Origin of the sequence: Limnobacter olei, from assembly GCF_029087225.1 — a bacterium.
Classification (GTDB): domain Bacteria; phylum Pseudomonadota; class Gammaproteobacteria; order Burkholderiales; family Burkholderiaceae_B; genus Limnobacter; species Limnobacter olei.
Genome location: NZ_JARFJD010000016.1, coordinates 179,555 through 193,797, shown reverse-complemented (window position 1 = coordinate 193,797; position 14,243 = coordinate 179,555). Strand labels below are relative to the sequence as shown.

The 14,243-nt window shown below is 50.9% G+C and carries 15 protein-coding genes and 1 pseudogene; 10 read left to right on the top strand and 6 right to left on the bottom strand.

The window, feature by feature from the left end; genetic code table 11:
- On the bottom strand, window positions 1–846 hold an 846-nt coding region (locus tag PY990_RS11315; RefSeq protein ID WP_413789524.1), incomplete at its 3' end, for a tyrosine-type recombinase/integrase.
- On the bottom strand, window positions 847–972 hold the full coding sequence (locus PY990_RS11310; protein WP_275271686.1) for a hypothetical protein: 126 nt from the start codon (window positions 970–972) through the stop codon (window positions 847–849).
- 381 nt (window positions 973–1,353) lie between these two features.
- Here PY990_RS11310 and PY990_RS11305 point away from each other — a divergent pair, with 381 nt between their 5' ends.
- The 3 genes and pseudogenes from PY990_RS11305 to PY990_RS11295 all read left to right on the top strand — a co-directional run bounded on the left by PY990_RS11305 (window position 1,354) and on the right by PY990_RS11295 (window position 2,903).
- Window positions 1,354–2,019 (top strand): hypothetical protein, encoded by a 666-nt coding sequence (locus PY990_RS11305; RefSeq protein ID WP_275271685.1) that lies wholly within the window; start codon window positions 1,354–1,356, stop codon window positions 2,017–2,019.
- A gap of 466 nt (window positions 2,020–2,485) precedes the next feature.
- Window positions 2,486–2,542 (top strand): annotated as a pseudogene (locus tag PY990_RS11300) (hypothetical protein); the annotation flags it as partial.
- Between the two features lie 73 nt (window positions 2,543–2,615).
- Window positions 2,616–2,903, top strand: a complete 288-nt coding sequence (locus PY990_RS11295) for a GMC oxidoreductase (protein WP_275271691.1) — start codon at window positions 2,616–2,618, stop codon at window positions 2,901–2,903.
- On the opposite strand, the gene PY990_RS11290 is transcribed toward PY990_RS11295, so the two are convergent.
- Together PY990_RS11290 and PY990_RS11285 are read right to left on the bottom strand one after the other, a co-directional pair.
- Window positions 2,799–3,371, bottom strand: a complete 573-nt coding sequence (locus PY990_RS11290) for an exopolysaccharide biosynthesis protein (RefSeq protein ID WP_275271684.1) — start codon at window positions 3,369–3,371, stop codon at window positions 2,799–2,801. The two genes, PY990_RS11295 and PY990_RS11290, sit on opposite strands and share 105 nt — an antisense overlap.
- 33 nt (window positions 3,372–3,404) lie before the next feature.
- Window positions 3,405–4,178 (bottom strand): SDR family NAD(P)-dependent oxidoreductase, encoded by a 774-nt coding sequence (locus tag PY990_RS11285; RefSeq protein ID WP_275271683.1) that lies wholly within the window; start codon window positions 4,176–4,178, stop codon window positions 3,405–3,407.
- Between the two features lie 290 nt (window positions 4,179–4,468).
- On the opposite strand from PY990_RS11285, the gene PY990_RS11280 reads away from it, so the two are divergent.
- The 4 genes from PY990_RS11280 to PY990_RS11265 all read left to right on the top strand — a co-directional run bounded on the left by PY990_RS11280 (window position 4,469) and on the right by PY990_RS11265 (window position 9,972).
- Window positions 4,469–5,920, top strand: coding sequence for a sensor histidine kinase (locus PY990_RS11280; protein ID WP_275271682.1), 1,452 nt, complete (start codon window positions 4,469–4,471; stop codon window positions 5,918–5,920).
- Complete coding sequence (locus PY990_RS11275) at window positions 5,917–6,624, top strand: response regulator (RefSeq protein WP_275271681.1); 708 nt, start codon at window positions 5,917–5,919, stop codon at window positions 6,622–6,624. Before PY990_RS11280 ends, PY990_RS11275 begins: the two co-directional genes overlap by 4 nt.
- Window positions 6,625–6,709: 85 nt before the next feature.
- Window positions 6,710–8,599: a potassium transporter Kup gene (locus PY990_RS11270; protein WP_275271680.1), complete on the top strand. Its 1,890-nt coding sequence runs from the start codon at window positions 6,710–6,712 to the stop codon at window positions 8,597–8,599.
- Window positions 8,600–8,721: 122 nt separating this feature from the next.
- Window positions 8,722–9,972, top strand: coding sequence for a TIGR03862 family flavoprotein (locus PY990_RS11265; protein WP_275271679.1), 1,251 nt, complete (start codon window positions 8,722–8,724; stop codon window positions 9,970–9,972).
- On the opposite strand, the gene PY990_RS11260 is transcribed toward PY990_RS11265, so the two are convergent.
- Window positions 9,962–10,678 (bottom strand): class I SAM-dependent methyltransferase, encoded by a 717-nt coding sequence (locus PY990_RS11260; RefSeq protein WP_275271678.1) that lies wholly within the window; start codon window positions 10,676–10,678, stop codon window positions 9,962–9,964. The genes PY990_RS11265 and PY990_RS11260 overlap by 11 nt on opposite strands.
- A gap of 116 nt (window positions 10,679–10,794) precedes the next feature.
- Here PY990_RS11260 and PY990_RS11255 point away from each other — a divergent pair, with 116 nt between their 5' ends.
- From PY990_RS11255 to PY990_RS11245, 3 genes are all read left to right on the top strand, one after another.
- Window positions 10,795–11,706 (top strand): bestrophin family protein, encoded by a 912-nt coding sequence (locus tag PY990_RS11255; protein WP_275271677.1) that lies wholly within the window; start codon window positions 10,795–10,797, stop codon window positions 11,704–11,706.
- A 61-nt stretch (window positions 11,707–11,767) separates the two neighbouring features.
- Complete coding sequence (locus tag PY990_RS11250; protein ID WP_275271676.1) at window positions 11,768–12,607, top strand: SDR family NAD(P)-dependent oxidoreductase; 840 nt, start codon at window positions 11,768–11,770, stop codon at window positions 12,605–12,607.
- A 23-nt stretch (window positions 12,608–12,630) separates the two neighbouring features.
- A complete protein-coding gene (locus PY990_RS11245; protein WP_275271675.1) occupies window positions 12,631–13,605 on the top strand; it encodes an NADPH:quinone oxidoreductase family protein in 975 nt (324 codons plus the stop codon).
- Here the strand turns inward: PY990_RS11245 and PY990_RS11240 are convergent.
- The gene (locus PY990_RS11240) at window positions 13,595–14,218 is read right to left on the bottom strand and encodes an LON peptidase substrate-binding domain-containing protein (protein ID WP_275271674.1); all 624 of its coding nucleotides are present in this window, start codon (window positions 14,216–14,218) and stop codon (window positions 13,595–13,597) included. The genes PY990_RS11245 and PY990_RS11240 overlap by 11 nt on opposite strands.
- Between the last annotated feature and the right edge of the window lie 25 nt (window positions 14,219–14,243).

The following is a 14,243-nucleotide window of genomic DNA, read 5'->3' as shown; positions in this document are numbered from 1 at the left end:
GGTTTGCTGGGGGCTTACTAAAGTTACACCTGAAACCTTTGCACGTTCACAGGCCCGCTCAAAAGCGCTGCCTATTCCGTGGGCAGTGTAGGGCTGGCCATGCTCGGTGTGGATCACATACATGCTGCGCATCTTGCGGATCGATTTGATCCTATCCAAAACCTCTCGAATAGCCGCTGTCATTGGGACGCACACCGTCATACCGCTGCTGCGCTCGGTTTTGGTTGGCTTGAATTTGATTCTTTCGTCAGTTATTTGATCCCAGCGCAATAGGCGCACCTCGGTTCCACGCTGGTACAGCAGGTACAGTAAATCCATGTAGCACTGAACCATGGGCCCTGAGCGGGTAGGGCGCTTGTCTTTGCCGATAGCCAAGTGCCTATGAATTGCCAAGTACTGCTCATCGGTCATGTACACATCCCGAGACTGAGGTTTCTCGACGGTTACGTCTCTGGCAGGGTTGGAATTGAGCAAACCGCGCCGGCAGCACCAGGCGAAGAATTTGCTGAGGTGCCCTTTGTAGGCTTGAGCTGATCGCCGCCCCTCCCACTGATCAAGGAACTGGGCCACGTCTGACGGCTTGACTTGAACCAGGTCAAAGTCTGCAAACGCATGCTCTATCTTGCTCAGCACGGCCACCAGTGCTTTTGTGCCATTGGCCCAAATCTTTGCCCGGGCTGGTTCGCGCGGCTCGTCTTTGGTCCGCTTGGTCAGCAGCGTATCGCGCCACTTGCCAAACCACACCGGAAAATCGCCTTTGCCGTCCTGGCCAGTCGCATGTTGAAGCAGTTCAGTAAGTTTCTGGCGCGCGGCCAGCTCACCTTTTTTGACACTGCAAAGCTTCACTCACTTGGTGGTTTTGGATGTTTCCGGATTGTAGACAGGCTCGGGTGCAAAGTACTTGTAGGAGCCATCGCGAATGTAGATTCGGCTGCCTGTCAAAGTTTTTGATTTCTCGCGTCGTCTGTTCATAATTGCTGATTAATAAGCCTGACTTTGGGCTGTTCGCGGAGAATGTTCTGGTTGGGGACTTCAGGTAGCACCCCGAGCCGCTTCTTTACCAGGTCTTGATAGGCTGCCTCGGTCACTATCGGGCCCAGTCGATCGCATGGTACATCAATCTTCAAAAACTCCTTGCACCACTTTACCTGGCCGCACGTACGCCTAAGATTATTGATTGAAAAAATTTTTTTAAACAGTTTAAAAAGTGTGGTTTCGTTTTCTTATCTAAAGGCGGGGTGGTCCAAATTTGATTTGAAATTAATTTGTGGATAGAAGTGATGAACGAAGTCAATCGCTCATAAATACCAACTTGGGATACTCTGTTACGTTGATGAGATTTGTTTACAGCAAATGATGGAACGCCGAAAAATTCAAATTGCGAAAGGCTCGCTTGAGCCAACTAGAAGAATATTGTGGTTGTCAGCGCTAGAAAAGCTACAAGAAGCTAAGTTTGGGCTTGAGCAGATGACGGAGGCCACTGACCGTATTGTATTTGAGGAGGGTTGGACCCGTTCAGTGGATAGCATCGCCGAGTTTTGGGTTAAGTTTTACTCAGAGGGGAAAGGGCTTTCCACTAAGTTTCCACCGTGGGTGGCTCCCATCGAAAAAAAGTGGAGAAAGGATCCTCTACTTTCATACTTATACCAAGCTAGACATCAAAGTCAGCATGGAAAGACTCCGTTAGGTTGGGAAGAAGGCGTTTATGAATTAGCTCCTGACTTTAACGGACATATTCGAGGCTTGACTATCTTCGAGGACGGAACTTATATCATCGATGCAACTCCAGCCCCAGGGTCAATCGTTGAGGCAGTGATTAGGTTTCAAGGGGGAGATGCATTTCTACCCAAAATATTCAATGCGAGAGAGAAAAAAGAATACGAACCGCCTGCTTCCCATTTAAATATTCAACACACCAAAATAACTCCAGTTGATGCTGTTAAATTGGCAATTAGTTATTACTCCTTAGTTCTGGATTCCGCGATTAAAAAATTTAGAGGTGACAACAAATTCTATTGAACCGAGTAGATTTCACTAAGCTCGAATCCGGAGATTTTCGATTTAGTCGTTTTCTACGGCAAACACAAGCCCAGAGTGCAGTTGATTGACAGAGCGCAAGGGTGCCTGACCTGCCCCAGATTTTCCGTCCCTGTTCTTTCTGGCTGAAAAACCTTAACATTTGTCCGAATTAGTCACTGTGCCTTTGCGATGCGGCCCATGCTGTGGGGCGCCGTTTTCTAGAGATGTTCAAGCACATATTCTTGAAGACTGGCGAGTTCGGCAGTCACTTGGCTGAAGCAGGTGGATTTGTGAAGTCAGTTGAAAGTGAGCCATTGAAGATTTGCAATTTCACGTGGTGCCATTGCCGGCCGCCAAGCATGGCCTGAATTTGTAGCCGCTGTTTCGTCATTACGCTTATTCGATCATGGCTTAAGACCTTCGCCCGCTTTTCCGTGGCGAGCTTAGGTTGAAGAGTACAGACCCAATGGATGCCCTTGAAATTGATCCAAATTATGGTGCGCACGCACGTGACATTGATCGCTTGGTCAGGGCAATTAAAATTTTGCGCAATCTCATTAAACAGCCTGCATTGAAATGCTTACAGTCGGTCCGAGTTGACACCCGGTGCCAGTGTGCAAACCGATTCAGATCTAGAACGCTGGGTTCGCCAAACGGCAGAAACTGCTTACCAACTTGTGGGCACATGCAAGATGGGTGTAGACGACATGGCGGTGGTAGATTCGCGATTGCGGAGAAGGCTGCTGACATGGTGTTGGAAGAGCAAACCGGTTCACTCCCTAAACTACTCTCACTATCAACCACCCCAAAAAGCCTACCACGCCAACTCCCATCAGCCCGGTAACAATCCCTGCAATAATTGCCAGGCCGTCTCGCGCCATTAGGCCAAGGCCAATCAAAATGAGTGCAATAGCGGGTGTGCCGTTGCCGCCGGGTATAGGCAGAAAAATGATGAATCCCATCAGGGCGATGAAGGGTACCAGCCAGCCCCGGTGGGCGGGGCTACTCAGCGATTCCAGTCGCGGGGAGCAAATGCGGTCGGCTTTGGAATATATCCAGCCCAGAATTTTGATGAGCCGCGTTGCGGATGCTTTGGACAATTTTACGCGGCATACTGTTTCAGGCAGGCCGTGGCCACTTTCGTTGATCCACATCATGTGGGCAACAGACCATATACCAAACGAGAACAAAAAGCCGGAAAAGGGAATTGGCAGCAGGGTGAGTACGGCCAGAAAAAGCAGCAGTGCGCCGTGGGCAGACTCGCCATGCATGTCGGCAAGAAAGCGCACAGAAACCTGGTCCTCGTGGGGGTGTTCAACGGCCAGTTTAAGGCGCAGCAGTAAATCATTCATGCTGTTGAGTATACCGCTGCGGCATTACACCACTTATCGATAGCCTCCATCGGCCATGACAACTTGCCCCATCAAGTAGGGCATGGTGAGCAAGTGCAGTGCACATTGCGCCATTTCATCGGGTTCGGCCCAGCGCTTCATCCAGATTTTTGCAGATTCTTTTTCGCGCACATCAGGGGGCAGGGTGGCGTTCAGGTCGGTGTTGATCCAGCCTGGGGCCAGGCCGTTGATACAAATTTGGTCTTCTGATAATTTTTCCGCAGCCACGCGCACAAACAGATTGTTGGCGGCCTTGGAGGCGTCGTAATGGGCAGAAACAGGGTCCCAACTGTTGATGCCATTGGTGGAGGTGACCAGTACAATGCGTCCGCGAAAGTCGCCACGTACAGGATTATTTTTCATCTGTAATGCAGCGTATTTGGTGACCAAAAAGCTGCCAGTGGCATTGGTATTTTGAACCTGGTCCCATTCGGCCTGGGTTTGGTCAAAAAATTCGGTGTTGGGTGATATGCCCGCGCTATGAATCACATGGTCAACAGCAATCCCCTCTTGTCCAATTGCGTGGAAAAAGGCAGCGACAGAGGCCTCTTGCCCCACTTCGCACGGGAAGGCTTTGGCTTTCACATTTGGATTAATTAACTGGATTTGATGCAGTGCTGCCTGGGTTTTTTCTGGTTTGCGACTGGCCGACACCACCACATTGCCGCCCGCTTTGGCAACACCCAAGGCGCACGTTAGGCCAATGCCGCTGGCGCCGCCGGTGATCACTGTCCAGGTATTGGAAAAATCAAAATGCGCTGTGGCCATGGTGTGCCCTTTTGTGTTGTTGGGCTTTTAGTGTGGCACAGCGGCAAAGTTTTGTTGAAGCCTAATTGGGGTGTGGTTTGGGCTTTGTTCTACGCATAACCCTTCACGCCCAATTCGCGGCAAGTTGACTGTGCTTGCCCCAATTGATTCACTGCCTTACTTTTTCAAATGTGGAACAAACCCTTTCTGAGAAGAATTCGCTTATTCAATGGCAGCAACGATTAGAATCGGGTGATGATTATTACCTGCCGTTAAGCAAAGGTGTTGCTGCCATTGGATGAATTGAATTCATGAAACCGACCGCGTTGTTTACAGGGATACTGGGTTTTACTTTGTGGGCTGCCCTGATGTTGGTGCTGGCCTACCCCCATGACTGGGTCACGCTTTCCAACGCGCCTGTGGTGCTTATTCTTGTCTCATCGATTTATTCCCTGTTGTTGCCCTTGCCACTTTCACTTGCGCTCAGCGCGCTTGCTGTGCTCATGTTCAACTACCAAATGGTGCCACCCGTACACACCTTTCATGTTGACCTTCATGAGCATGGCATTTTGCTGATCACGATGATGGGTGTGTCGTGGCTGATTACCTATTTATTGCGTCGGCAAAAGCAAATTGCAGCGCTTGAGCGGCAGCAGGCGGAGCGTACTTTGCAGTTAATGCAGTGGAGCGAAAAACTGCGCGAGCTTGATAATCCGCAACAACTGCTTTCCGATTTGCATCAATTGTTAGCGGGGCTGGCTGAGGGTTCTACCCAAGTGCTGGTGGGGTTTACTTCTACTGAGCTTGAGTCGCTGAATGCCACGCAAGTGAAGGCCTTTGAAGCCTGCCTGCAAGAAAACAAGCCACTGGGAAGCAGCACGGGGCGCTATGACAATCTGGACGATCTGTACTTGCCCATGCGCGGAAAAACAAGGGCTTATGGTGTGTGCGTGTGTGTGGGCGGTGATATTGATTTTAGCGAGGCCTTGTGGGTTCGCGATGCGCAGGCACTGCTGGATCAAATGGGCCTGGCCTGCGAGCGGCGGGACAATTTATTGCGCGCCCAAAGTGCCCGAGAATCGGCACAAACCCAGAAAACCCGCAGCCTTTTTTTAACATCGATTGCGCACGATCAGCGAACACCACTGGCCAGCATACTCACCTCAGCTTCTGCAATATTGGAGCAAACAGACCGTTTGAGCAAAGAAGAAATTCGCCGCTACGCTGAGTTGATTCAGGAGGAAACGCAGCAGGTGGCCAGGCTCACCGACAACACGCTGACTTTGGCACGCCTAAGCGGTGAGCAGGTTCAGGTACCCATGCAAATGGAATCAGTTGAGGACATGGTGGCGGCTGTATTGCAGCGTATAAGGAAACGCAAAGCATTGCATTTACCTGCTGTGAAGGTCGCTGCGGGCTTGCCCTTGGTGAGATGCAATATGGTGCTGGTGGAGCAGGTGTTGGATAACCTGATCGACAATGCAATCAAACATTCGGGGGCACCTGGTTCAGTTGAGCTGAATGTTTTGCAACAGCAAGGTGAGGTGGTGTTTCAGGTTACAGACCGCGGCAAAGGTATGCTGGCGCAACACAAGTTGCAAGGTGATGAGTCTCGAGGCCTGGGTATTGGCCTACAGCTTTGTCATGCTGTGGCACAAGTTCACGCAGGACGTTTGAATTTCTCTACATCTGCGATTGCAGGACAAGGTGTGTTGGCCATATTCACATTGCCCTTGTCTGTGGTGCAGGAACAAGGCGCATGAGCATTCGTATTTTATTGATTGAAGACGACCGGGAGCTGGGCAAAGCCCTACGCAACAGCTTGGGCACTGAAGGGCATTCGGTGGTCACAGCGGCCAGTTTGTCAGAAGCCAAGGCCTTGTTGGCGAATCAGCTTGCAGGGCAGACGTTTGATTTGTGTTTGCTCGATTTGGGTTTGCCCGATGGCGATGGGAAAAGCTTTCTGGAGGTGGCTCGCAGGGCAGGCAGTGCACCTGTGATTGTGATTTCGGCGCGCCCGCACGAGGACAGCAAAATTGAGTTACTCGACGCGGGTGCCGATGACTACCTCGTAAAGCCATTCAGTGTGGGGGAGCTGTTGGCGCGGATTCGGGTGGCCTTACGCCATCGCGGCAATTTGGCGCAGCCAGCCACTTTGTTGTATCAGCGTGATGGCTTGAAAATTGATTTGCTCAAGCGTGAAATAACTCTAAATGGGCTGGAGGTTAAATTAACTCCCACCGAGTATGAGCTTCTGGCGCGCTTGGTGCGAAGTGCTGGGCAGGCGGTGAGTCACCGGCAATTGCTCGCAGATGTATGGGGTCCTGAGTATTTGGAGCACACACAATATACCCGCCTGTATGTGGGCCAGCTGCGCGCGAAAATCGAGAAAAATCCGGCGGATCCACACTTTATTCTGACGGAAACTGGTGTGGGTTACCGCATGTTGGCAGTGGCAGGCACCTAGGTTCCCTCCCGGATTTCCTTATAACTTCCTTATATGTTGCAGCGCATGATGCAGGCTGTTTACACAGTGCAAGTGCGTTACAACCATGAACAAACCAGAATCAACAGATAAAACCAGTGCTGGCCTTGCTGCGCTCACCTTGGGTGCCATTGGCGTGGTGTATGGGGACATCGGAACTAGCCCGCTGTACACCGTCAAAGAAGTATTCGGCGAGAACAGTGGCGTGCCATTGAATCCCGAGAACCTGACAGGTGCTATTTCCGTGATTTTCTGGGCGTTAATGTTGGTGGTCACTTTGAAGTATGTGATCCTGATTTTGAAAGCCGACAACAATGGCGAAGGCGGCGGTTTGGCGTTGACCGCATTGGCCTCGGAAGCAGTTCGAAAAAACCCGAAACTGAAAACTGCCTTGCTGCTGATTGGGGTGTTTGGTGCCACACTGTTTTATGGCGACAGCGTAATTACACCTGCCATTTCGGTGTTGGGTGCCATGGAAGGGTTGACGCTGATTACACCCACCTTGACGCCATACATCATTCCTTTAAGTGTATTGATCCTGATCGGATTGTTCGCTGTACAGCGTTACGGAACCTCGGTGGTTGGGCGTTTCTTCGGGCCAATTATTGTGTTGTGGTTTGCAACCTTGGGTGCAGTGGGCGTTGTGAATATCGCAAATGCGCCCGAAATTCTGCACGCGTTGAATCCGGTGCATGGCATTCAATTTATTCTGGACCGCGGTTGGGGTTTGTTCGCTGCGTTTGGTGCGATTGTGCTGGCCCTGACTGGTGCTGAGGCTTTGTATGCCGACATGGGGCACTTTGGAAAGAAGCCGATTCGCCTGGCCTGGACGTTTTTGGTGTTTCCTTGTTTGGCCTTAAATTATTTGGGGCAGGGCGCTTTGCTGATTGCCGACCCAGGCGCCATTGAGAATCCGTTTTATCGTTCTTTCCCCGATGCCTGGGTAATCCCCGTGCTTTGCCTGGCCACCATGGCCGCCATTATTGCGTCGCAAGCGGTTATCTCCGGTGCTTATTCCATGAGCAAGCAAGCCATTCAACTGGGCTTTTTGCCGCGTATGAAAATTCAATACACCTCGGCGAAAGAGTCGGGCCAAATTTACATGCCTGCTGTGAACTGGTTGTTGCTGGCAGGTGTGTTATTGGCGGTGTTGATGTTCAAAACTTCCTCTAACCTGGCGGGTGCGTACGGCATTGCAGTTACCTTGACCATGTTGATCACCACCACGCTGACCTATTTTGTGATTCGCCACAGCTGGGGTTTGCCAGCCTGGTTGTCAGTGGGTGCAACCATTTTCTTTGTTCTGATCGACATACTGCTTGTGGTCAGCTGCGCATTCAAATTGTTTGATGGCGGTTGGTTCCCGATTGTGTTGGGCTTGGCTTTGTTTGTTGTCATGGCCACCTGGTGGCGAGGCCGCAAATTGTTGATGAAAAGTATTCAGAAAGACGGCATTGATTTGAACGATTTTTTGCCCACGCTGAATGTGGATCAAATTAACCGCGCTTACCGCACAGCGGTGTACCCGGTGGCTGATCCTGACAAAGTGCCCATGGCTTTGCTGCACAACTTGAAACACAACCAAGTGTTGCATGCATCGAATGTGATATTGACGGTGGTGTTTGAAAGTGTACCCTGGGTTAGCAATTTGAACCGGGTTGAAGTGAAATCGCTAAGCCGTGGTTTCTGGCAAGTGACTGTGCGCTATGGCTTCATGAATACGCCTGATATTCCCAAGGCACTTGAGTTGACTGATGAGGTGGGTCTGAAAATATCGATGTTTGAAACCACTTACTTTTTAAGCCGCGAAACTGTTGTGCCCACGCCAGGTTCGGGCATGGCCAAGTGGCGCGAGCAGTTGTTTGCAACCATGAGCCGCAATGCAGGTGGCGTGGTGGACTTCTTCAGGTTGCCTTCAAACGCGGTGGTGGAATTGGGTACCCGAGTTCAGATTTGATGAGTGATTGCTGATGGGTTATTGAGTGCCTTGCTCTATAATCCTGTGCATGCAAACACACCGGTTTGAGTCGCTTGTTCAGACCACTCCGAAATACAAATTCAAATTAAACATAGCACCACATGCTTGAATCCCCACCTTTGGGCGTTGCAATTGTTGGCGGAGGCCCAGCGGGCCTAATGGCCGCCGAAGTACTCAGCAACGCGGGTGTGCAGGTGGATGTGTTTGATGCAATGCCATCGTTTGGCCGCAAGTTTTTGCTGGCCGGTATTGGTGGTTTGAACCTTACCCACAGCGAAGACTACGCAAAGTTTTGTACCCGCTATGCGGACAGGCTTCCCCATTTACAAACCACACTTGATTTACTGCCGCCCGAGCGATTGTGCGAATGGGTGCATGAACTTGGCATTGAAACATTTGTGGGTACTTCTGGCAGGGTGTTTCCGAAAGAAATGAAAGCAGCGCCTTTGTTGCGTGCCTGGCTGCACCGCTTGAGAGGCATGGGTGTGCGCATGCATGTTCGCCACAGGTGGCAAGGCTGGAATGGGAAGGGGCAATTGCAGTTTTCAACACCAAATGGTCTTGTTGAATATTTACCCAAGGCCACAGTGCTTGCCTTGGGTGGAGCCAGTTGGCCCAAGCTGGGTTCTGATGGGGCCTGGGTGCCTTGGCTGCGCAATTCAGGGGTTGAAGTTGCTGAGCTTGAAAGTGCAAATTGCGGCTTTGAAGTGAATTGGAGCGATTACCTGCGCGAGAAGTTTGCAGGCGCACCGCTGAAGTCGGTCGCTTTGAAATTCACTGATCTGCAGGGCCAGGTAATTGAGCGGCAGGGTGAAATGGTGATTGGTCAGCATGGTGTAGAAGGCAGCCTTGTTTACGCCTTCAGTCGGGAAATTCGCCAACGCTTGAATGCGCAGGGTGATGCAACTTTTGCGCTCGATTTATTGCCAGGGCGCAGCCTTGACCGTGTTCGAGCAGAATTGGCGGGGTGGGCACGTAGCAGTCAGTCAATCTCCAGCTATTTCAAAAATAAACTGGGCATTGCCGGTGTGAAGTTGGCTTTGCTGCATGAAGTACTTGGCAAAGACGAGTTCAAGAATTTGGAAAAACTGGTTTCAACAATTAAGGCATTGCCAATCACGGTTCACGCAGTGCGGCCAATTGATGAAGCAATCAGCACGGCAGGCGGTGTGCGCTTCGAAAGCATGAACAGCAATTACATGCTGACCAACAAGCCCGGTACTTTTGTCGCGGGTGAAATGCTGGACTGGGAGGCACCCACCGGTGGTTATTTGCTCACTGCCTGTTTTGCAACAGGAATGGCTGCCGGGCAAGGCGTGTTGCGCTGGTTGAATGATTCAACTACGGATTGATGAAAGTAATCATGTTCTGCCAGCTGAGGCTTTCGGCTTTCTCGTATTTCAGCCCAAGGTCTTCTGCTTCTTTTTGAACCTGCGCCACGCTCATGGTGTGAAGCGCTTTGATCGGTACATCCGGGTCAAAGGCGCGATATTCCACAAATACAATTTTTCCGCCCTTTTTAACAGCTTTCATCAGTGATTGAAGCGTTTCACGTGGGTACTCAAGCTCGTGATACACATCCACCATAATCGCCACATCCAGAATTCGGTCGGGCAGGTTCAGGTTCTTCTCGCTGGACTGCCGAATTTGCAGTCGGCCTTTGGGCAAACTCTCTGCCTTCTTTTGCAGCATCTTGATCATTTGCGGTTGAATATCGACCGCCCAAACAACTCCATCGGGCGAAATTCTTTCAGTCATCATTGTCGAAATATGCCCAGTGCCAGCGCCTATATCGCCCACCACCATGCCAGGTTTTAAATTCAATTTTTGGATCAGTAAATCAGTGCGCTCTTCTTGAAGGCGCTGTGGTCGCTCAAGCCAGGGTGCGCCCTGCCAGCCCATCACCTTCGAAATTTGGCGGTCACAATAGGATTTGCCAATGCCATCGGGGTGGGGATTGGGTATGGGGGCGTAGTTACAGGCAGCCCAGCTTAGCGGGCCAAGCAGCAAGCCTGTGAGGAGAATAAATACCCGGAGACTAAAGTTGGTGTGTTTCATTCCCAAATTGCAACATGATTTTCTGTTCTTGAAAAGAGTTCGTCGTGTCGGTGCCATATAACGGCCAGACTTGGGCAATAATCGAAAGGTCTATCACTGCTATAGCCAAGCGCGCCATGATTGTTCGACCCCGCCCCCGTGCGTATCAACTTCTATTCATTCTTCGTGGCTCCGTGGTTCGCCACATTGCCTGGAAAGTCGCGGCCATTGCATTGTTGTCATGCCTTGTGGTGTGGTGGTCCCATGGAGAACCCATAGAATTCCTGAACGCTGGCCTGGGTACCTTCTCCATTTTGGGTTTGGCTTTATCCGTGTTTTTAGGTTTCAGAAACAACGCCTGCTACGATCGTTGGTGGGAGGCACGCAAGCATTGGGGCGATTTGATCGTGCATTCCCGTAATTTGGCCCGGGAGCTTGCGGCACTCTTTCCAAATGTGGCCCAGCGCGAAGTTTTGGTCAGTTTGTTGATTGGATTTTCCCATGCTTTGGCCGCCCGTCTTCGTGATCAAGATGAAGCACAGGCGGCTTCGAAATGGCTGAATGAATCTGACAAAACGTCGATACAGGTGTCCCGCAATGTGCCCAATGCAGTTCTGCAGTTGTTTGATGCACGCTTGGTGGGTTTGTACCGTCAAGGTTTGATTTCTGACATCGTGTATCAAATACTGAGCCAAAAGGTGAGTGCGCTGGCCGCCGTGCAGGGGGCGTGCGAACGCATAAAAACTACGCCAACACCCTTTGCATATTCCCTGTTGTTAAGGCGTACCGCATGGTTGTTCTGTTTACTGCTTCCTTTTTCACTGGCACCCAGCCTAAATTTTTTGACCCCCTTGATTGTGGCTACCATTGCATACACCTTTTTTGGTCTTGATTACCTGGGCGATGAATTGGAGGAGCCGTTTGGACTGCTTGACAACGACTTGCCTTTGAATGCATTGGTTCGTGTGATTGAAGTGGACTTGCTGGAAAGCCTGAACAAAAGGGATTTGCCTCCCAATTTAACTCCGGTGAATTATCTGCTGCAGTAACTGTGTTGATCGCTTGGCAGGTCTATGATTAAAACGACAAGCAATTTGGAGACAACAAACGATGAACAACTTCAGCGGTAAAACCGCCGTCATTACCGGGGCGGCTAGCGGCATTGGCTTGGCGTTGGCCAGGCATGCTGCAGCGCAGGGTATGAAGGTTGTGTTGGCCGATATTGATGAACCAGCACTTTTGGCAGCAACTGAACAACTGAACTTGCCCGCAGACCGCATGTTGGCTGTGCGTACCGATGTGCGTCATGCGGCAGAAATCAAGGCATTGGCTGATGCGGCTTATGGCAAATTCAACCGGGTTCATTTGTTGTTCAACAATGCAGGTGTTGCTTTGGCTCGCACCACGTGGGAACACACCGTGGCCGATTGGGAATGGATTTTGCAGGTGAATTTGTGGAGTGTTGTTCACGGTATTTCGGAGTTCCTGCCCCGTATGCAGGCTCAAGGTGGCCCGGCGCACATTGTGAATACGGCATCGGTTGCGGGCCTGGTGTCCAACCCCGGTATGGCGGCCTACAACGTTAGCAAGCATGGCGTGGTCACATTGAGCGAAACCTTGAGTCTTGAGCTGCAAATGACCCAATCGCCCATCGGCGTTTCTTTGTTGTGTCCGGCTTGGGTGCCCACTGGTATTGGAAATTCTGAACGCAACCGGCCCAGTGATGTGGCACAAACCAAGCCGATTGAAGGTTTGACGGCGCAGTTGAACAAACGCATTGGCAAAGCCATTGCTAGCGGGCAATTGACTGCCGATGACATGGCAGTAGAAACGTTCAATGCGATTTCTGAAAAGCGCTTCTATGTGATTCCGCACAGCTACATGTTCCCGGTGATTGAAACCCGGATGAAAGAAATTCTGAATCAGCAAAACCCGACGCTGCCCAAATAAAAAAGTAAAGAGGAGACAAAACAATGAAAGCATTGATGTGCAACAGCCTGGGTTTGCCCAACACCTTGGTGTTCCAGGAAACAGCCGACCCGCAGCCGGGGCCTGGCCAAGTGGTGGTGGACATGAAAGCAGCCGGTGTCAATTTTCCGGATGCGCTGATTATTCAGGGCAAGTACCAGTTCAAACCTGCGTTGCCGTTTGCGCCAGGCGCTGAATTGGCAGGTGTGGTGGCTGCGCTCGGTGAGGGCGTAAAGAATGTGAAAGTGGGTGATCGCGTGATCGCCATGTGTACTCATGGTGCCTTCGCCGAGAAGGTGCTGGTGCAGGCCAAGCAGATCATTCCCATGCCGCCCGCAATCAGTTTCGAAACCGCTGCATCCTTCACTCTGGCCTATGGTACTTCCTACCATGCACTGAAGGGCCGCGCCCAATTGAAAGAGGGCGAAACCCTGTTGGTGTTGGGTGCTGCGGGTGGTGTAGGCCTGGCGGCGATTCAAATTGCCAAAGCCTTGGGTGCCAAAGTGATTGCTGCGGCATCCAGTGCTGAAAAACTGGCCATTTGCAAAGAAAACGGTGCAGATGATTTAATCAATTACAGCACTGAGGATTTGCGCGAACGTGTGAAAGAACTCACTGCCGGGAAAGGCCCAAATGTAATTTTTGATCCTGTGGGTGGCAAGTTTGCCGAGCCTGCATTTCGAAGCATCGGCTGGAATGGACGCTACCTGGTGATTGGTTTTGCAGACGGTGAAATTCCAAGCATTCCACTGAATTTGCCTTTGCTGAAAGGGGCGTCAATTGTGGGTGTGTTTTGGGGCGAGTTTGTGAATCGGCAGTTGTTTGATTTTATTAAAGACCTTGGCGAGATGTTTGCCCTGATTGAACAAGGCAAACTGAAACCGCTGGTGTCCAAAGTGTATTCACTTGAACAGGGCGCTCTGGCCCTGCAAGATTTACTGGATCGGAAAGTGGTGGGCAAGGTTGTAATTACGATTTAAGCAAACCCTGGGCGGCCAAAGTATCGTCAATCAACTCCAGCCGCAGCAGAGGGTTGTCCAATGCCAGCAATTGCAGCTTGGTGGGTTTGTCCAAGGGCAACAGTTCGCACCAGCGGTTGGCCACCCAGCCACAATCCATCAGCTTGTACGGTTTGCGAAATGGCAGCTGTTCCTCAGCAATTTCATTTTCATCGATCGAGTTGATCAACCGTGCCAGGGCATTTGCACTGCCTTGGAGGTAGTCTGGAATTTCAACCACCGGGTCGGCTGGCAAGGTTTGAATTTCGCCCATCCACAAACCGTTCTTCTCTTGCATGGCATTCAATAACTTGAATCGCTGGCTGCCCACTGTTGAAATTTCTATCAGCGTGGGAGTCACAAACTCGTGTTTTTCAATGTTGACCAGTGTACCTATCTTGGCCAGTTGAATTTTCTCGTCGGGGCGGCGCACCTCGTTGCCGTCCAGCAGGCTGACCACACCAAATGGTGTGTTGTCGCGCAGGCATTTTTTCATCAAGTCGAGATACCGAACCTCAAAAATTTGAAGATTTAAAACACCTTGTGGGAACAACACTGTGGTGAGCGGAAACAGTGGCATGGCCGCTTGTGACATGATCAAATTCCTTGGGTAATACCTC